This is a genomic window from Curtobacterium sp. PhB190 (assembly GCF_004365385.1).
Classification (GTDB): domain Bacteria; phylum Actinomycetota; class Actinomycetes; order Actinomycetales; family Microbacteriaceae; genus Curtobacterium.
In genome coordinates this window covers 32,606-50,936 of record NZ_SODN01000009.1, presented here as the reverse complement: position 1 = coordinate 50,936, position 18,331 = coordinate 32,606, and the positions used below count along the sequence as shown (strand labels likewise).

The window sequence follows — 18,331 nt, the reverse complement described above, 5'->3', positions numbered from 1 at the left end:
AGCTCGCGGCCGCAAAGCGGAGGGTCATCCGCCGGCTGAACCGGCGCGACCGCTGAGGCCGGGTGTCGGCGGCCGCGGTCATCATCGGACTCATGCCCGAACACCGGTGGGCGCCGCCGAGCCATCCCGATCCGCCCGGGGACCAGCCCCTCGGCATCGAGGCCCCGCCGGCACCAGATCGAGTGTCCGGTTACCCGGCGGTGTGGGTGCGGGTCGAGTTCACCCGGTCGGGCCCGCAAACGTGCCGGGTTCGTTGAGCAAGTCGACGGGGACATGGTTTATGTGCAGCTCGTGTACACGGGTTTCGTGCACCACGTGTGGGTGCCGATGGACCGGCTCAAGAAGCGTTCTCTGTGGCCGCAGGCGCGCCGCTGATGGGTCAGCGCCGGCGTGGCCGCTGGTTGCCCGAAGAAGCCGTCTCCATCCCGCAGGAGGCCCGTGGCGGGCCCGTGGGCGACGTCCGGCCGCCGGTAACGGTGTGGGCGTGGATCCGCACTTACCGCGGTGTCGACCGGCGAGTGGAGGCGAAGGCGATCGCGGCGACCGGTGACGCGGTCCTGGTCGAGTGGGGGAGCGGGCAGGCGGCGACGGCGGCGTGGGTGTGGCGGACTGCGGTGAAGCATCGAGCGGAGTCTCAGCAGGCTCATAACGTGTCGGGGTGACTCGCTAGACGTTCTAGCGATACCGTGGAGTTGCGCTCGGACTGTTCCCCCAACACGTTCGAGCGCGGCCGCTTGGATCAGCCCCCAATTTTGATCCGAGCAGCACCGGCCCCGGTACTGCTGTCCCCCCTTGCAGGCCGGGGCCGCTTCATGCCTGCTGGCCTCTGCGCGCCGGTGAGCTCCTCGAGGGGGAGAGGTGAGCGGGCCGCCTTGCCGGCGGGCTGTTCTGGTCTGAGCGGCCCCGCCTCCGGCGGCCTGTCCTGACTGGAGGGAGCCGGCGAGCCGGCCAGTGCTTGTCGAACCCTGCCGGGTTCGTTGTTTGCCCGGGAAGCCTTCGGCGATTGTACGGACGAGGTTCCGGGCCGCAAGCCGTCGCCACCGCCGCACGCGAGAACTTTCGACCGGCCCCGTCGTGTAGATCTCCTGCGTCGGCGGGACGGGGCCGGTCGAAACTTCTCGGAGCGTCGCCGCTTTGGGCTTGCACCCCGGCTCCTCGTCCTATCGGCACTACGTGCCTTCCCGGGCAAACAACGAAAGGGAGAGGAAGAAGGAAATGAAGTTGATGGGTATTCGAGCGACCGCAGATGGTGCGGTTGAAGGCGTCGTCGTGAACGCACGTGAGTCGACCCTGCAGGGCACGCGGGAGCAGATCGGGTGCCGCCTGGTGGACGTGGTCCGCCTCGACGGCCGGATCGATGCGTGGATCGATGACGAGGGCATGTACGCGGGGGAGCGCAACGACCTCGCCACTGTCGCAGCGGTTGCCCTCGGCCGGTCGCGGGCGGCGTCGCCGCTGTACGGGACGGTCCTGTTCCTGACCTACGACGAGGCCGGGGACACCCGGTCACTGTCGCCGGATCAGTACACGGCGATCATGACCGCGTTCGGCCGCGCACGCGCCGCACTCACCCGAGCGGAAGCGCTCACCGCGGCACTCCACCAGTAAGACACCGCAGCACCCATAGAAAAGACCGGGTGCGGAATTCCCGACAACTGCAATTTGCCAGGACCCGCACCCGGTCACTACCGGAAAGCGTAGCAAACGACATGACCATGACCGAGAACACCCAGACCACCACTGACACCGCTGACGCGGTGGGCGTGGACCTGGTCACCATCCCGGCCTCGGAGGCCGTGATTGAGGACAACGTCCGTACCGCGGCTGACCTCGACCCCGCGTTCCTCGCGTCCGTGAAGCGCCACGGGGTGCTCCTGCCGACCATCGGCTACCGCAACACGGACGGGGCCGTGGTGGTCCGCGACGGGCAGATGCGCGTCCTCGCCGCCCGCGAGGCCGGGACGACCGTGACCGTGTTCGTCACTGAGCGCGGCGACACCCCCGCCCAGCGGATCGCGGAGCAGTTGGTCGCCAACGAACGCCGCACCGCCCTGACCGACGGGGACCGTCTGAACGCGTACCGGCAGTTGGAACTCGCAGGCCTCTCCGTCGCCGGGATCGCCCGCGAGACCGGCACCGACAAGGAGCAGGTGCAGGCGACGTTGACCGTGGCGAAGTCGGAGGCCGCCACCGCCGCGGTGATCGACCGGCAGGTGTCGTTCGACGCGGCGCTGCTGCTGGCTGAGTTCGAGGGTGACGAGGACGCGACGGCGGAACTGAACGAGTGCATCAGCGAGGGCTACGACGATGAACTGCCGTTCGTCGCCCAGCAGCACCGCAACCGCCGTATTGCGGAAGCGGAAGCTGCGAAGGTGGCGGAGCAGTACCGGGAGCAGGGTGTCGCCGTCGTCGACGACGACGCGGCGCTCGGGTGGAAGCGCCTCGACGGCCTGTCGGACGAGTCGGTCCCCGAGAACGATTCGCGGGCCATGCTCCCCGCCCTCGACCCGGAGGCCCACACCGCGTGCGCGGGGCACGCGGTGCTGGTGCAGCCGATCGGTGGCGCAGCGTCCGTAGCCGCGGTGTGCACCACCCCGGAGCAGCACACGGCTCGGCACTTCTACGACCGCCCCGTGGCCGAGTTGACCCCGGAGGAAGAAGCCGAGCGCGCCGCCGAAGCCGAAGCGGCCGCGGCTCGCCGTGAGCGGGACAACCGCCTGCAGGACGAGTGGACCGCTGCACGCGAGGTCCGTCGGGTCTGGCTCGCCGGACTCGTCGGATCGAAGGCGATCCCAAAGGACGCAGCCCGATGGACCGCGGCGGCGCTGCTGACGCCGATGCGGGACTACTACGGCCAGCGCGTCACCGCCGCCGACCTGCTGGGCGTCCCCGAGGACGCTGACGCGGCCGAGTGGGCGCGGAAGCGGCCCGGGAAGGCCGGACACGTCGCGTTCGCGTTCGGCCTGGCGGAGGTCGAGTCGGCGGTGGGCCGGTACGGGTGGAGCATGGCCGCCACCGTCGCGGTGCCGTACCTGACCCAGTTGACCGCGTGGGGCTACACCCTCTCCCACGTTGAGCAGATCGTCACCGGCCAGGCCAGCGCTGGCGACGCCCCCACTGAGGCGGCAGCCGACACCGCGGACACCGCGAACGAGGACACCGCGGCCGAGTAGGTGAACCGGCGTGAGGGTCGCAGCAAGCGGCCCTCACGCCCACCCAGCCCACGATCGTGTCCCATCCGGCCCCGAACATGTCCCATTGGACCGTCTGGGTGTCCGTGGGCTGCGCCGCACCCTGCGGGCACGGCGGCAAGGGCTTCGCCCCTCCCGACCCGGAGCCGCTCGACGGAGCTCGCGGCTGTCACCGCCTCCGGCGGGCCAGGGGAGCAGCCAGGATCGACGCTCGAGCGGGCCGGCTGCCGGTCAGGGCCGGGACGATGGGAATGCGGCCGCGGGATCTCCGCCGCGTACCGCGGCGTCGTACCGCGCCCACGACTCCACCTGCAGCTGTGCCGGTTCGACGCCGCCGTGGACGGCGGCCGCGATCTCGTTCGCGTACATGTCACGCATCTCTTCAGCATGCTTCCGCAGCAGCACCATCGACTCCCCTCGGGTCGGGCATGAGCAGCATCGACGATGCGCCCCCCAGGGATGAAGCGCTCGCATCGTCGACGCGCTTGCATGATCCTGCCGCACTTTGTGCGGTCTTGCACAAAGTCTCGGGGTTAGAACATGCCGAAGTGCTCGCCGTTCAGCGATCGGATCATGAGGTTGATGACGAGCACCAGGCCTGCGAGCAGACCGAGGAAGTCGAGCAGGGGCGCGATCGAGTCGAGGAACCGCTGGATCGCGCGGAACGGGCGCCGGCGTGGCCGCGGGGCGGAGTGTTCTGCGTGCTCGGTCATGGGGTGAGTCTTCCAGGGCTTCCGGCCGGGGGCCGGGAGTCGCTGCGCTCCGGGTGGAACCGGCTCCGCCGGCACTGTCAGACCCTGCGAGCCGTTGTTTTGCCTGGAAGCCTTCGGCAGCGTACGGACGTCCGGGCTCCGCGCAAGCCGCTGCGCGGCCGGATCCTCCGAGATTTCCGGCACGCGCTTCGCTTATTTCGCGCCGAAATTCTCTCCCCTCCGCCCTTCGGGTTGCACTCCACCCTCCCGTCCTAGCGGCGACAAGTCGCCTTCCAGGCAAAACAACGAGAGGGAGAGGAAAGCGAATGCAGCACATCGACACCGTCACAACGATTGTTCCGGTCGTGGGCGAGGACGACATTCCGCGGCAGTTGGCGAAGATCGCCGAACGGGACGACGACCTCCGGGGCCGCGCCCGTCAGGGCTACCAGCTGACCCACACCGCCACGGTTGCGGGTCTGCAGTTCACCACGTTCGTCGACACCTTCACCCACGACAGCGGTCGGGAGTGACCAAGCGGCCGGGACCAACACGAATTTGGTCCCGGCCGCCCGAATCACTCTCCCACAACCGACCCCCGAAAGGACCGGCACCACATGCCTACCACCCTCATCTCCACCAAGGCCGTCGCGGCCCTGCTCCGCAAGGAACTGCGCACCCAGTTCCCGGGCGAGCGCTTCTCCGTGCGCTGCTCCACCGGTACCGCGGCGGCGTGGATCAACGTCCATCACGAGGACGGCCCCACCACTGCGCAGGTCGACGAGATCTGCGGCAAGTACGAGGGTCGCTCGTTCGACGGGATGACCGACACCTACACCGACCACGGCACCACCCTCGTCGCTGGGGAGCCGGGGGAGATGCCGACCGAGATTCGCTACTGCTGCGACGGCATCAACACCGCCCGCGACTTCACCGCCGCCGGGCACCTCGAAGCCCAGCGGATCATCCGCGAGTGCAGCAACATGCCGCACCTGGTCCTCTGCGACGACGCCGGCGTCTTGGTCGAGGGCCGCGACATCACGGATGCGCAGGGCTGCGAGTTCAACGACGGCTGGCACGCCTGGGACCGCCCGCAACTCTCTGCATGGTCCGCGGTGCGGTTCTTGCTGCAGCACGTCGACCTCACCCCGGCCGCCGCACGCCGCTAGATAAACGGCGGGGGCGTCCCGGATTCGGAACGCCCCCGCCTCCCTGAGGCGCGGTCCGGACGTCTCGACCCAGACCGCCCACACAGCTTAGAGAGGCACCACGACCATGTACATCACCTACGAACGCCCCACCCACCTCGACGACGAGCAGACCGACCCGCAGGCTCCGGCCGCGGACATGGCTCCCGGCGCGGACGTCGATCCCCGCGTGCCGGTGTGCGGTGCGACGACCTACGACGTCGACGGCACCCGCTGGACCTGCACCCGGCCGCTGCAGCACACCGACGACGAGCACCGGGCCGTGTTCGACCGCTACCACGGCGGCCCCGCCGGACACGTCGCGATCGCGTGGCAGTACGAGTGGGGCGGCGCCGGCCACGGCCCGTCCTCCACCGCCCCCATGACGACAGTCACCGTCACGGTCTCGTTCCCGTCGACGGCGTGGACGAACGAGCAGCTCCCCGAATCGATCGCCGACGACGTCCGCATGTTGTTCTGGGAGTGCGACCACGACGACGTCACCGTGACCACCGCCGCGACCAGCGCACCGCACCCCGTCACGGGCTGACCCACGGGAGGCGGCGGCTGTCCCCGACGTGGTGAAAAGCGCCGGGACGACACAGTTCAGGAATGCGCAGCCCACTATTCCTAACGGCTTCCCGTGATTGCATTACCGGTTCAATGCTCCTGGGGATCCCCAGCCCTCCCGCCGTTATTGATGCCCCAGCCGTGCGTTCATAAACGCCATTCCCTGGTGCCAAACAATGCACACGCATGGGTCCGCAACAGGTGTGCCGCCCGGCTAAAAAATAGTAGAAGAATGTGCGGAAAAGGGTACCATTATTGGTGCCGCCGACGTAGAATAGAAGCATGCAACGGGGAGCGGGTCCCCGGCAAACAGACTTTACGAAAAGGTGATTTCGATGAGCATCACGGTTTACACCAAGTCCGGGTTCTGCGGCATGTGCAAGGCCACCGAGCGTGCTCTCGCCTCCGCCGGCATCGAGTACACCGAGCTGCACCTCGACGACGTCGACCAGGCGCAGATCGACGAGTGGAAGACCACCCTCGGCATGAACGCCCCCATCGTCGTCACCGACACGGAGACCGGCTCCTGGAGCGGGTTCCGCCCCGACAAGATCAGCGAACTCGCCTCGAGCACGGCCGCGTGATGACGATGACCCTCGAACGTCCGACCACCATCAGCCCCGACATCGTGCAGCAGTCCACCCGCGACGCCGTCGACGAGCTCTACGCCGGCGACACCGTCGCAGCCTTCCGCGCGATCGACCAGGCATGCGCGGACCCGACCGAGCACGTCCGCGAGTGGGAACTCACCGACGAGCAGCGTCAGGTCTACGAGGCTGGGTTCATGGTCGGGTTTCAGATGGCCGCCCCGGCACTCGTGGCTGAGGTCCTCGAGCTGCGGGCCCGCCTCGAGCAGGCCGAGCACGACGCAGACCGGTACTACGCCGAAATGAGCCGCCGACCCGCACCCGCTGAACCGTCCGCGTCGGGGCCGACGTTCGCGGAGATCTCCCGCGCCCGTGGCGAGGACGACCGTGCCGCCCGCCACGAAGCGACGATGGACCGCATGTTCCCCCAGTACGTCGGCGCCCGCGCCTGACCGGAGGAGACTGAAACGGTGAACTGGGAGCGGAACCAAGCAAGCGCCGGGCAGCCGTCAGCCGCCTCGGTTCGCGCCGGCACAGCGTTTGGTGGCGGAGCAGGGAGAGCACTTGCTGTAACGGTCGTTGTGCTCCTGCTCGTCTATCTCGGCGCAATGGTGTGGTCGGTTGTTGCCCCTGGTGTCGGCTCGCTGATCGTCGTGCTGAGTGTGATGCCCCTGCTTTTCATCGGGGTCGCGCTGGTTCCGTGGGTGTGCGGCGGGTACAGACTCCTCGGGGCGGGAGACACGGCGTCGTTGATGTCCGGATCGGTGTGGCACGCCACCGCGGAGGACTGGGCTGTCGGTGACATGGTCATGCTCGAGCAGGCTCGGTGCCGACGGAGTGCCCGCATGTTCCGATCCGATTGCCCGTTCACTCGCTCGCAGCAAGCGGTCTACCTGTTCGCTGAGCCGCCGTCTCGGCATCACGTCAACGGCAACGTGAAGGGTGCTCGCGCGAGATACCTCTACACACTCGCCCCAGTACGCCTCGACGGGCCGGTCTATCGCCGAGAGACTGCGGTTGCGGTGGCGGGGAACGTCGTAGCGACCGTGACCAGCCGAGACACTTGGACTCGTTGATGAACGCCGTCGGAATGAGCGAGTGGCCCGGCGCCATCCCCAGCATGCTCGTTCGTTGTGCACTGAGCGACTGATGCCGGGACGGCAGCCGATCCCCGCGGAGGATCGCTTCTTCTCGCACGTTGTGCGGGGGCCGGCGCCCAGTGACTGCTGGATCTGGACCGGTGCCATTGGCGATGACGGCTACGGCCGCTTCTGGGTTCCGCAGCCCGGCGGTGGTCAGCGTGCGATGCGGCCGCAGCGGTGGCTGTACGAACACCTCACCGGCACGGCGCTGCACCCGACGGTGCTGCTGCTGCATGCCTGCGATATCCCGTTGTGCGTCCACGTCGACGTCGACGCAGCGGTGTCGCACCTGGCGCCGGGAACGCACCGGGGGAACATGCTCGAGCGTGTACAGCGCGGCCGTCACCGCAACGGGTCGACCGCGGTTCGGATGGCTGGCCTGCAGCGCAGTGAACGTGTGGGCTTGTCTCGTGAGCTCCGCGAAGCGTTCCGGGATCACGGGTGGGATCCGGCAGCGATCCGTGCGTGCCGCACAGGGATCGCGCCGGACACTCCGACGCTCTGGTGACCACCGACACCTAACGGCCAGAGGCCCCGACCTGGCCAGCGGTCCGAGCGCCGGCGCCGCCTGAACCGGCCGCAGTGTGCGACGGACATGTGTCGGTCCAGCTGGGGGAGTGATCGGCTGTCGTCCAGCCGTGAGCGCGGGCGTAGGCGCGTGCTTCGGTGCGGCTGCTGTTGTCGTCGGGTCCGGCTATCGGGACGATGACCTGGTCGCAGCCGGCGACGTCGCAGGTGATGACCATCGCGGCTCGTGCACCCATCGTCCAGCTCCTCATCCCTAACGGCCACAGCGCCCCGCGCGTCGCGGCACCGCGGCCCGGCGGTTCCTATCTTGCCTGCCCGCTTGCGCGCGGGCGGCGCTGCTTACTGCTCGTCGCGCGGGCCGTCCGGGTGCGTGCCCTGAGCGAGCCGCACTCGCGATTCGATGCCGGCGGTGAGGGCTTGGAAGTCGCGGATGGCCTGATCGCGGCGAAGCTTGCGGACCACGCCGATCACGATTGCCGGGACGGCACACACGGCGACACTGCCGATGAGCACGTTCGTCGAGAGGTCCGACTCGAGCGCGTCGGGGCCGGCGAACGCGACGAGGAACACCACCGTCAGGAAGACCCCGACGTACGCGATCGCGAACCACCAGAGCACGACCACCATGGGCACGTTGTCCCAGCTGACCGGTCGCGGTTCCGGCGGGTACCCGTTGAGCATGTCGCGACGTTGCGCGGCGCGCTCGGCGCTGCGGTCCACGATCGCGATCACTCCGCGCAACACCAACCAGAGCGGCAGGAGCACGAGCACCGCGCCGAGCGCCGGCGTCCACACGAGCGTGCCTGTCAGCACGAGCCCTTCGAACGCCGCCCACCCCATCACGGCGTTCGACGCGCGACGCGCTCGGTCGGTTCGGCGCAGACCCGTTCGGCTGCGAAGTCGCCACCCGAGGTACCAGACGATCCACGCGACGCCGATCGCGGACGCGACGATCGCCGTTCCGATGTTCACGCCGCCCGCCCGGCTTCACTCGCGTGCTCCGCGGCCGCGGAACCCTCGATGGCCTCCACGTCCGATGCCGCGCCATCGTTCGCGCTGGCGGACTCCGCGCCGAGGTCTCGCAGGCGGCGCACTTCCGCCACCGGAATGTCGAGCAGTTGTGCGATCCGCGGGTTGGTTTCCTTCAGCTCCACGAGCGTCTGGACAGCGAGGGCGCGGTCTACGTCGATCGCGTCGAGCTTGGCGATGAGTTCTTCGCGATCGTCGTTGGCGTCGAAGAACGTCGACGCGGCTTCTTCGATCGCGGCGTCACGTCGGGCTCGTTCAGCGTCCAGTTCCGCCCGGCGCTGACGTGCTCGTTCTCGGTTGTCCTTCTTCGTGCTGGTTCGAGCCATGGTTGGTTCCCTCTCGCTGGTCCCCTCAACGAGTTCCGACGATCGCAACGACAGCTTTGGTAGGTGCTGACGAAGTCTGACCGACCGCCTGACATCACACTACCGAATTTACACACCTCTTGCACTAACAGTGTGTGGTCCTCCAAAACCCGCTACGGTGGGGGTGTGGGAGGAGGTGATCGCTCGTGATGACGGTGCACGTCCTGCACGCAGGTGACGGATACTCATATCTGACGAACCAGGTTGCTGCGGGCGATCAGCAGGTCCGACGGAGCGAAGAGCTCACGGACTACTACACCGCTGAGGGCGCCAAGCCCGGCCAGTGGTGGGGCAACGGCCTGGCCTCCCTGGGGGTGTCCGGGCAGGTGTCCGCAGAGCAGATGCAGGCCCTCTTCGGCGAGGGGCTGCGCCCTGACGCAACTGCGTTCATTCAGGAGCAGATCGCCGCCGGCGCGTCCGCCTCCGAGGCCATCGACGCCGCCCGGTTGGGCCGTCGATTCATGACCACGAACGACCCCGACACCGAGTGGCAGGTGCAGATCCACGCCGCGTCCGTCGCGTTCGAGCGGGACCACCAGCGCGCCCCTGCGGACGCGGAACTGTCCGGCATCAAGGCCGACGTCGCGTCCGCCATGCTGCAGAAGTCGTTGCGTCGCCCGGCCACATCGGACGAGGTTTCCTGGTTCGTCGCGCTCCGTGTTCCGGACTGGAAGCAGCAGGTCTCCCGCGGCTACCAGGGGTTCCGTGACGAGGTCGGCCGGAACCCCGAGACCGGTCCTGAGCGCGACTTGGTGAAGCACAACCTCGCCGCTGATCACCTGCGCGGCGCGCTCGGCCGCGAGGCCACGACCGGTGAGGTCGCACGGTTCCTGACCGAGCGTGGCACACCGCCGCGCCAGCCCGTCGCGGGCTACGACCTGGTGTTCAGCCCGGTCAAGTCGGTGTCTCTGCTGTGGGCGTTGGCGGACCGGAACGACCCTCGTGAGGCGCACATTGCACGTGAGGTGCACGCCTCCCATGAGGCTGCGTGGCAGGGTGCGATGACGTTCCTGCAGGAGGAAGCAGCGTTCACCCGGACGGGTGCCGGCGGCGTCGCGCAGGTCGAGACGAAGGGTCTCATCGTCGCTGCGTTCGAGCATCGCGACTCCCGCACCGGTGACCCGGACCTGCACACCCACGTCGCCGTCTCGACCAAGGTTGAGGGCGTCGATGGCAAGTGGCGATCGCTCGACGGGCGCATGCTGCACCGCCTCGGTGTCGCCGCATCCGAGCGGTACAACTCGCTCGTCGAGGAAGAGTTGCGGAACCGTCTCGGTGTGCAGTTCGTCGACGAGTCCCGGGGTGCCGGCAAGCGTGACGTGCGCGAGATCATGGGCGTCGATCGCAGCCTCCGCGAGGGCTTCTCTTCCCGCCGCGTCGGGATCGAGCAGGCGTACGCGGAGCTCGTCGACGAGTACGTGGCCTCCCACGGCCACACTCCGCCGAAGAACATCCAGCACAAGCTTTACGAGCAGGCCAATCTCGCCACCCGCGACCACAAAGCACCCCCGTCGTCGGAGCAGGACCAGGTCGCCGAGTGGCGTCGTGCGGCCTCCGAGAAGGTGCATGTCGACGGGTGGGCGGCGGGCATCGTCGCCCAGTCGAAGGCGATGCCAGCGCAGGATCTGCTCGCTGGGCAGAGCGTGCAGCAGCTCGGGAATCTCGTCGTCACGCGGGTCGAGCAGGACCGGTCGACGTGGAAGGACTCGCACCTGCAAGCCGAGGCAGAGCGCGTCGCACGCCGCGTCGCGCAGGCCACCGGGCAGGACGTCCAAGCCCTCACCCGTGACATCACCGCCGCCGCGGTGCAGCGGTCGATCTCGCTCACCCCGCCGGAGCTGAACCCCACGCCTGCGCAGCTGCAGCGCAGCAACGGTGAGAGCGTCTTCCGGATCCACCGTGCCGACGAGTTCACCTCCGAGAAGACCCTCCGCACCGAAGAAGCGATCCTCCATGCTGCCCGCACACGGGGCGGTTTCGCGATGGAGCCGCAGGCGTTCGACGACGCGATGCGTCGCTTCAACGACCGCGCGATCGCCGACGGACACCACGAGCTCAACGCCGGCCAGATCAACCTCGCCCGGCAGTTCGCGACCGGTGGCCACCGGATCGAGACCGGTATCGGCCCTGCCGGCACCGGAAAGACCACCGCGATGCGCGCCACGATCTACGCCGTTGAGGCGGGCGGTGGTCGTGTCCTCGCGCTCGGCACCACCGGCAAGGCGGCGGAAGTTCTCGGCCGCGAGCTCGGCGCGACAGCGGACACAGCCGACATGCTCCTGCAGGCGCACGCGAACGCGAAGCGCAGCGGACGGCCGGTGGCGGAGCAGCACCGCATCGACGCGAACACGCTCCTTCTCGTCGACGAGGCATCCATGGCTGGCACGCCGCTCATGGGACGTCTCCTCGCCCTCGCTGACGAGCACGGCGCCGCCCTCCGACCCCTCGGCGACCCCGCACAGCACGGCTCCATCGGCGCCGGCGGCGTCCTCCGCCTCCTCGAGCGCGAGACCACCGTCACCCGCCTAGAAGAGGTGCACCGCTTCACCGGCGAGCACGCCACCGCCGAAGCCGCCGCCTCCCTGAAGCTCCGCACCGGCGACACCACCGGACTCGACTTCTACATCGAGCGGGGTCGTGTGTTCGCCGGTACCCGCGACGAAGTCATGGACCGGATCTACACCGACTGGCACGCCGACACGACCGCCGGGAAGTCGTCGCTGATGATCGCCGGCACCAACGAGGAAGTGTCCGCCCTGAACGCCCGGGCCCGCGCCGACCGCGTCGCCCTGGGCCAGGTGCAGGAGGCCGGACGGCTGCTCGCAGACGGGAACACCGTCGGCACCGGTGACGTCATCCTGACCCGCAACACGGACCGGTCGCTGCGGATGAACCAGGGCAAGGACTGGGTCACCAACAACGCCATGTGGACCGTCACTGCGGTCGGCCCGTACGGCGTCATGGCGAAGTCACACCTGCACGGCGGCACCGTCACGCTCCCGCTCGAGTACGTCGACGAGCACGTGCAGCTCGGCTACGCACGCACCAGCCACGGCACCCAGGGTGACACCGTCTCCACCGGCGGCGCCGTCATCGACCCGGACCGCACCACCCGCGAAGAGCTCTACGTCGACAGCACCCGCGCGAAGGAGGAGAACCGCCTCTACGTCGTCATCGACAAGCCGCTGGACTCCTCCGGCCACACCGACGACGAGCGGGAGAACTCGATCCGCGGCGCCCTCGAGCAGGTCCTCGGCCGCGAGGGCGCGACCAAGAGCGCCACCGAGACCCTGCGGGCCGAGCAGGACACCGCGCACTCGCTCACGACGCTGCTGCCGCAGTACGACCACGGCCGCGTCACCGCCCTCGACCCGAAGGCACTCGAGCGCGCTGAGCAGGCCGTCCGCGACGCCCTGCCCGCGGATCTCGCGAGCCGCATCGTCGACGACGAAGCATGGTCGACGTTCGCCGCGCGCCTGGTCGACCACGATCTCGCCGGCACCGCCCTCCAGGACCGCCTGCAGGGCCTCGTCCGCCCGCGCGACCTCGACACCATCGACCCGATCGAGTCCCCGGCCCGCGTGTGCTGGTGGCGGCTTGGCCCAGCGACCACGATCGGCACCGACCTCAAGCCGGTCGACGGCCTCCCGAAGTGGGTCACACCGTTCAACGACCGGATCGGCGATTCCGAGGTCCGGACCTGGCTCCACGGCCAGCAGGAGCTGATGCGCGACCGCATCACCTCCCTCGTCGACCAGGTCGTTGCCGAACCGCCGGCGTGGGCAGAACCGTTCGGCCGGATCCCCACGGACCCCGCGCAGGCGGAGCAGTGGCGGGAGAACATGGGCCGCATCGTCGCCTACCGAGAAGCGTTCGAGGTGCCCGCGAGCGAAGCCGTCCTCAGCGAGGAACCCCGCGGCTCCCACGCCGTCCAGGCATGGCAGGACGCCCGCGCAGCGGGGCTCGACCTCCGCACCCAGCAGGACCGCATCGCTCGGGAGCAGGCGTCCGCGAACGCCCTCGAGCGGATGGGCATCGACCCGACAGCGCGCACCACGGCGGCGGCGACGCTGCCCGAGACGACCGCCGTCGTCGACGTCGACCGGCTCCTCGAGCAGAAGCCCGCCTGGGTGGCGCAGTACGGCACGCAGCCGGCGGACGGCGACGCCCGCAACACCTGGCGCGAGCAGGTCGCTACCGTGGCCGCGTACCGCGACACCTACGGCATCCCAGACGACGCCTACCGGCTCACCGACCCGGGCATGGTCGACCGCGACACCCGCCACGCGTTCGCGGCCGCGGAACAGGCACATGAAGACCTCCGCCGCACTGGATGGATGCGCGATCGCGACGGCGTCGAGCGGAACACCCCTGCCCCCTCGGCCGAACGAGCAGCCCCAGACCCCTCCGACGCTCGCGAGCCCGAGCGGCAGCCCGACGTCGTCGAGGGCCAAGCGCCTGACGCCCGTGAGGAAACCGAGCAGCGCGTCGCCGTCGAGCACCCCCGAGCCCAAATGGCTGAGCCCGAAGCTGGTCCCGCTGAAAAACAGACCGCGGATGCCTCCGACGCACTCCGCAAGCTGGCCGACAACCCGGACGCCCTCGCCGACGCGCTGCGCCGGCGCCAGGAAGCCGCCGCCGCACGCGAGGCGGCGGCCGCGGCGCGCGAGGCCGAGCAGCAGGCCGAGGCCGCGAAGCGGAACACCTACGACCAGTCGGGACCGCGCCTCGACCAGGGCGGCCCACAGCGGCACCTCTAACTAGGCGTCAGCTGCTTCAGCGCCTGCCTCAAATAGTGGAAGACCACACGTCTTATCGAGCGATCGGTGATTATTTTGGTCGGGGCAGAAGGCTATTGCGAGCGCGCATGCTTTCAGTCGGATCGGTAGCAGCGGTGCCATAGGGCCGACCGCTGCCATTGCACGTATGAGAAGAACCCGCACTACCGATGCCAGAATTCGCGATCCGCCGACTTTGCTGCCCACGACGGTTCGAATGACAGCGTTTGGAGCATCGATCAACTCGCTAAGCCCGATTGCGACGTGTTCGAATAGCACGCAGAGCAGGTGGTTGCCCTTGGGTGGTGTCTCGCTCGACGGTGTAAGCGCCGTGATGAGGTCGATTGTTGCAGTTTTCACTCGCGCGTCAGGTGCGGTCAGCATGAGCGAAAGCACCTGATCGGACAGGTCATCAATGTGATGCTGGAACATGTCGCCATAGTTGGTGCGAGGCTGTGCTGGCCGCACAGCCGAGGGCACCGAAGTGGAGACCGATCCTCGCCTCGAGGGCCAGTCAGCAGTCCGCGGGGACCAGCTCGATGAGGCACTCATCCTCGGCCCACAGGCCGGGCAGCGCGCCTCCGCCAGCGGACTCCAGTGCTTACCGGTCACCTTCGCGGTGCATTGGCCATTTGGCATGGTGCCCCCATCTTCCTGCCGGTCGTACCGACAGGCAGATGGTGTCCTACCCGACTCTTTCCGTCAACCCGGGGTCATGCAACAACGTTGATCGTTTCCGTCGCTGGGTCTGCTGGCCCCGTCGGCACCTCCCCGGTCCTGGGATCTGCGGCGCCGGTAGACAGGGCGCGCACCGATACCTCGGCCGCCTTGCCGAGCTGTGCCGCTGCGTCATCGGCTGTGACCGCCGGTCGGTTCCGAGGAACCAACCCGTTGTCGTGGAACACGTTGAGGGACTGCAGCCGTTCGAGGGCGGGCCACAGCGCCCGCTCGTGCCACTCGGACAGCGCCGACGATGGGTCCGCCAGCATGTCGCTGTAGGCCGCCTGCCGCGCGACCATGACCGCGGTGAGGACCTCGACCACGACCGGGTTCTCATACCAGTTCGCAGGGAACTGGTACTCCTCGCTGCTCAGGTGCCGCAGGTACCGTTCCTCGAGCCAGTGCACGAACGCGGTCAGCTCCTCGGCCAGCCCCGTCCGGCGCTCGGTGTCGACGCCGACCCAGTTCCAGGGCCCGCCGGTGTCAGCGACCGACGTCTCGGCGACCGGTGCAGCGCCGATGTGCGGTACCTCCGGTTCGTCGTCGGCGGCGGCGCCGGCGTCTGCGAGGAGGATCCCGGCGACGAGCTGCTCGAGGCGGCGGACCTTGTCCTCTAGGCTCTCTGGCTGCTGCTCGGCGGCCGCGCCCTCGTCGATCGGTTCGGGGGTGCTCGTGTCGTCGGTCACGCTGCGATCCCTTCCTGCTTGAGCGCCCACGTCTGGCCCTCTTCGATGCTGTCCTTGTCGGCCTCGTCCCACCAGCCCGGCAGGTCGACGATCGCCGGCGGGAGCTCGCGGTAGAACAGCAGCCCCTTGCCCGGCTCGAGCTGGTAGATCGCGCCGGCGGAGAGCACCCGCTCCTTGTACGTCGACGTCGACGTGGACGTGCCGTTGGTCGACTCTGTCGTGCCGACCCGCTCGGCCTCCCGTTCGGAGCACAGCTTCGACAGGCTCTCCAGGAAGTCGTCGTCTTTGAGGCCGCCGAGCACCATGAACAGGTTCGAGGACTTCAGGATCTTGTTTCCGCCGGCCTTCCCCCATCGTGCTTCTGCATCCTTGGGGTCCTGCAGGATCGCCCAGGTGATGATGCCGCGGTCCCCGCCGTCGGTGATGAGCGCCGGCAGGCCCGGGATCGGTGCGATGTTCGCGACCTCGTCGAGGACCAACGTGAGGGGCTTCGGCAGTCGGTTCGTCGCGTAGTGGGTCGCCTTGGCCTTGGCCTCCCGTTCGATCGTCGACACCAGCGCGGTGATGACCGGCGCCGCGAGCGACGCGTCCCCGGACTCGCTCAGCAGGAACAGCGTGTCGCGGGACTCGATGAACGCGGCGACGTCGAATACCTGGTCGCCTTCGGCCGGGCAGACCGCGTCGAGGATCTTCTGCATGCCGAGCGCGCCGAGTGCGAGTCGGAGGCTCATGTCGGTGCTGTCGACGGTTTCGTGCGCCTTGGACCGGCAGAACTTCCGCAGGTCTGACAGCCATCCCGGGGCGGCGTCCGGGTGGTCGCGCAGAATGTTGTACGGGGTGTCGTCGGTGAAGTTCTTGGACCACAGGACGACGTCGCGCATCGAGTGGCCGCCGAGCGCGGCGGCGTGGAGAAGGCACTGCAGCACGGTCTGCGCGGTGCCGGCGAAGAAGCCCGCGTTGCTGGCGCCCTCGAGCGGCCGGGCGGCGATGATCGCCTTCGCCCGCCGGGTGGCTTCCATGTCGTCCTCGCAGCCGGCGACGATGTTCCACTTGACCCGGTTCGGCCACTTCGTGACACCCTCCGGGTCGAAGACGTGCACGGTGCCGACCTTGGACCGTAGCCAGGCGGTGAGCCGGACGACGTCGGGCTTCGTCGACGTCGATACGACCGGCCCGAACGCCTTGAGGATCAGCCGGATGACCAGCCGCATCGTCTTGCCCGACCGGGGTGGTGCGACGACGGTGGCCACGTCTTCGGTTGTCGCGCGGATCGGGTGGTCATCGATGTACGCGTAGGGCTCGGTGGTCTCGACCTTGTGGCCGATCTCGGCGCGGTCCTGCAGCTCCTGGACGCCGGCGAAGCCCTCCTCGGCCTTCGGCTTCGACGGGCCGAACGCTGCGCGCCAGATGGCGGGGACGGCGAACCAGAGCACCATCAGGATCACCACGGCGACGATGATCGCGCCGATGGTGAACACGATGCCGTTCTCCGGCATTCGGAACCGGCCCTTGAGCGCGGTGAGAGCGACGTCGAGCGGGTTCCACGACAGGTGCCCGACCTTTGGGTCCTGGTCGGCGGCGATGTGCAGGCCGGTCCAGCCCGCGAGGACGACGACAGCCATCCACACGTACACCTGCGCCGACGCCCAGAATTCCTTCATCGTGTCCATCAGCGGTTCGCTTCCTTGTCGAAGAACGACACCCAGCCGGCGGCGGGTGCAGGGTCGGATGATGCAGCGGCCGGTGCGGCCGGTGCTTTCGCGATCGCGCCGGGGCCCGGCTCGGCTAGGAGCTCGGGCAGGTCGACGGCGGCGATCTCTCGGTTGTCGATCCACCACCGCGCGGCCGTGACCCGGCGGGCTGCCTCGAGCACGTCGGACTGGAACACCGCGGCGTCGACGAGGTTCGTTTCGACGAGCTCACGGAACGATGCGCGGAGGAACTCCTGCCGGATCCGCACAGCCCACCGCACGGCGCCGTCGTTGCCGACCAGCTCGGGCATGCCGTCCCGCTCGGCTTCCGCTCGCAGCTCGGCATCCTCAGCGGCGCGCTGCGCTGCCTCGCACTCCGGGCACTGCCGGTTCTTCGCGAACCACCGGGCAGTGCCGGCGCGTTGGCCGGCGGGCTTGTCGGAGAGGTTCTTGCGGACGGTGTGCCCGCAGGTGTGGGTGATGTCCCACTCGGTGGGGATCGGGGTCATAGGAGGTCCTCCAGCTGCCATTCCCAGTCGATGCGGTCGAACTCGCCGGCGACAATCACGTTGCCGGCGATGAGGAGGGCGACGCCCAGCAGCGCCCACACCGCCTGCGCGGTCAGATGCAGCTCCACCGGGCCCGTGACGCCGCCGGGGAGCAGCTGCACGACGGGCAGCCCCACCACGGTGGCCGCGATCGCGCAGATAGCGCCGAGCAGCAGGCACAGCCGCGCGATCGCCAGCCGGCCACGGCGCACCGTCGCCCGCGGCTCAGGCACTGGCGCTGTCGGCCGCTTCATGCGATCGCCGCCAGCACGAGGAAGAACAGCGCGGTCATCACGCTGTAGACACCTGCGATCGACGCGGCGGCGACGAACGGCTTCGGCGCCGTGGCACTGATCGCTGTTCCGGCCCCGATGCAGACGGCCGCTACTGCCGCGAGCCACCAGGCGGTTGCGGCGTCGTTGGCCGGAACGGCCCGCATCGGCGCGCCCCAATACGCCACGTAGGGCTGCCACCCTGCGCGGAAGGACTCGACCCCGCAGCCGATGCCGACGAGAACGGGCACCACGGCGAGGATGAGGAACACCACGCGGGTACGGGACATGCCGAACCGCAGTGCGTCGGAACGGTCCGTGTCAACGGGCTTGTCGGTCATCGTC

The 18,331-nt window shown here is 68.9% G+C and carries 20 protein-coding genes; 10 read left to right on the top strand and 10 right to left on the bottom strand.

Annotated elements, in window-relative coordinates; genetic code table 11:
* The first annotated feature begins 374 nt into the window (after positions 1–374).
* The 3 genes from EDF47_RS15530 (at position 375) to EDF47_RS15520 (ending at position 3,173) form a co-directional block, all read left to right on the top strand.
* Entirely contained in the window at positions 375–662 is a 288-nt protein-coding gene (locus tag EDF47_RS15530; protein WP_133938582.1) for a hypothetical protein, read from the top strand.
* 607 nt (positions 663–1,269) lie between these two features.
* Positions 1,270–1,608, top strand: coding sequence for a DUF3846 domain-containing protein (locus EDF47_RS15525; RefSeq protein WP_166673247.1), 339 nt, complete (start codon positions 1,270–1,272; stop codon positions 1,606–1,608).
* A 107-nt stretch (positions 1,609–1,715) separates the two neighbouring features.
* Positions 1,716–3,173, top strand: coding sequence for a hypothetical protein (locus EDF47_RS15520; RefSeq protein ID WP_133938586.1), 1,458 nt, complete (start codon positions 1,716–1,718; stop codon positions 3,171–3,173).
* A gap of 249 nt (positions 3,174–3,422) precedes the next feature.
* Here EDF47_RS15520 and EDF47_RS19930 read toward each other — a convergent pair whose 3' ends face one another.
* Positions 3,423–3,599: a hypothetical protein gene (locus tag EDF47_RS19930; protein ID WP_165932455.1), complete on the bottom strand. Its 177-nt coding sequence runs from the start codon at positions 3,597–3,599 to the stop codon at positions 3,423–3,425.
* 125 nt (positions 3,600–3,724) lie between these two features.
* On the bottom strand, positions 3,725–3,904 hold the full coding sequence (locus EDF47_RS15515) for a hypothetical protein (protein ID WP_131881613.1): 180 nt from the start codon (positions 3,902–3,904) through the stop codon (positions 3,725–3,727).
* Between the two features lie 305 nt (positions 3,905–4,209).
* On the opposite strand from EDF47_RS15515, the gene EDF47_RS15510 reads away from it, so the two are divergent.
* From EDF47_RS15510 to EDF47_RS15485, 6 genes are all read left to right on the top strand, one after another.
* Positions 4,210–4,416 carry a hypothetical protein gene (locus EDF47_RS15510; RefSeq protein WP_131881611.1) on the top strand — a complete coding sequence of 69 codons (207 nt, stop codon included), beginning with the start codon at positions 4,210–4,212 and terminating at the stop codon, positions 4,414–4,416.
* A gap of 84 nt (positions 4,417–4,500) precedes the next feature.
* The gene (locus tag EDF47_RS15505) at positions 4,501–5,052 is read left to right on the top strand and encodes an LPD29 domain-containing protein (RefSeq protein ID WP_131881609.1); all 552 of its coding nucleotides are present in this window, start codon (positions 4,501–4,503) and stop codon (positions 5,050–5,052) included.
* A gap of 106 nt (positions 5,053–5,158) precedes the next feature.
* Entirely contained in the window at positions 5,159–5,620 is a 462-nt protein-coding gene (locus EDF47_RS15500; RefSeq protein ID WP_131881607.1) for a hypothetical protein, read from the top strand.
* A 355-nt stretch (positions 5,621–5,975) separates the two neighbouring features.
* Positions 5,976–6,224, top strand: coding sequence for a glutaredoxin domain-containing protein (locus tag EDF47_RS15495; RefSeq protein ID WP_131881605.1), 249 nt, complete (start codon positions 5,976–5,978; stop codon positions 6,222–6,224).
* A 5-nt stretch (positions 6,225–6,229) separates the two neighbouring features.
* Positions 6,230–6,679 (top strand): hypothetical protein, encoded by a 450-nt coding sequence (locus tag EDF47_RS15490; RefSeq protein ID WP_166673246.1) that lies wholly within the window; start codon positions 6,230–6,232, stop codon positions 6,677–6,679.
* A gap of 697 nt (positions 6,680–7,376) precedes the next feature.
* Positions 7,377–7,877 (top strand): hypothetical protein, encoded by a 501-nt coding sequence (locus tag EDF47_RS15485; RefSeq protein WP_133938590.1) that lies wholly within the window; start codon positions 7,377–7,379, stop codon positions 7,875–7,877.
* A gap of 359 nt (positions 7,878–8,236) precedes the next feature.
* On the opposite strand, the gene EDF47_RS15480 is transcribed toward EDF47_RS15485, so the two are convergent.
* Together EDF47_RS15480 and EDF47_RS15475 are read right to left on the bottom strand one after the other, a co-directional pair.
* A complete protein-coding gene (locus EDF47_RS15480) occupies positions 8,237–8,869 on the bottom strand; it encodes a hypothetical protein (protein WP_133938592.1) in 633 nt (210 codons plus the stop codon).
* Positions 8,866–9,252 carry a hypothetical protein gene (locus EDF47_RS15475; RefSeq protein WP_131881597.1) on the bottom strand — a complete coding sequence of 129 codons (387 nt, stop codon included), beginning with the start codon at positions 9,250–9,252 and terminating at the stop codon, positions 8,866–8,868. The genes EDF47_RS15480 and EDF47_RS15475 overlap by 4 nt, the downstream gene beginning before the upstream one ends.
* 188 nt (positions 9,253–9,440) lie before the next feature.
* Here EDF47_RS15475 and mobF point away from each other — a divergent pair, with 188 nt between their 5' ends.
* Positions 9,441–14,051, top strand: a complete 4,611-nt coding sequence (gene mobF / locus EDF47_RS15470) for a MobF family relaxase (protein WP_133938594.1) — start codon at positions 9,441–9,443, stop codon at positions 14,049–14,051.
* On the opposite strand, the gene EDF47_RS15465 is transcribed toward mobF, so the two are convergent.
* The 6 genes from EDF47_RS15465 to EDF47_RS15440 all read right to left on the bottom strand — a co-directional run bounded on the left by EDF47_RS15465 (position 14,052) and on the right by EDF47_RS15440 (position 18,327).
* A complete protein-coding gene (locus EDF47_RS15465; protein WP_131881593.1) occupies positions 14,052–14,501 on the bottom strand; it encodes a hypothetical protein in 450 nt (149 codons plus the stop codon). It abuts the gene before it with no gap.
* Positions 14,502–14,782: 281 nt separating this feature from the next.
* Positions 14,783–15,475: a hypothetical protein gene (locus tag EDF47_RS15460; RefSeq protein WP_131881591.1), complete on the bottom strand. Its 693-nt coding sequence runs from the start codon at positions 15,473–15,475 to the stop codon at positions 14,783–14,785.
* Positions 15,472–17,145 (bottom strand): TraM recognition domain-containing protein, encoded by a 1,674-nt coding sequence (locus tag EDF47_RS15455; protein WP_133938596.1) that lies wholly within the window; start codon positions 17,143–17,145, stop codon positions 15,472–15,474. The genes EDF47_RS15460 and EDF47_RS15455 overlap by 4 nt, the downstream gene beginning before the upstream one ends.
* Positions 17,145–17,675 carry a hypothetical protein gene (locus EDF47_RS15450; protein WP_131881587.1) on the bottom strand — a complete coding sequence of 177 codons (531 nt, stop codon included), beginning with the start codon at positions 17,673–17,675 and terminating at the stop codon, positions 17,145–17,147. The genes EDF47_RS15455 and EDF47_RS15450 overlap by 1 nt, the downstream gene beginning before the upstream one ends.
* Positions 17,672–17,968 carry a hypothetical protein gene (locus EDF47_RS15445; RefSeq protein ID WP_131881585.1) on the bottom strand — a complete coding sequence of 99 codons (297 nt, stop codon included), beginning with the start codon at positions 17,966–17,968 and terminating at the stop codon, positions 17,672–17,674. The genes EDF47_RS15450 and EDF47_RS15445 overlap by 4 nt, the downstream gene beginning before the upstream one ends.
* Positions 17,965–18,327, bottom strand: a complete 363-nt coding sequence (locus EDF47_RS15440) for a hypothetical protein (protein ID WP_131881583.1) — start codon at positions 18,325–18,327, stop codon at positions 17,965–17,967. Before EDF47_RS15440 ends, EDF47_RS15445 begins: the two co-directional genes overlap by 4 nt.
* Positions 18,328–18,331 lie beyond the last annotated feature (4 nt).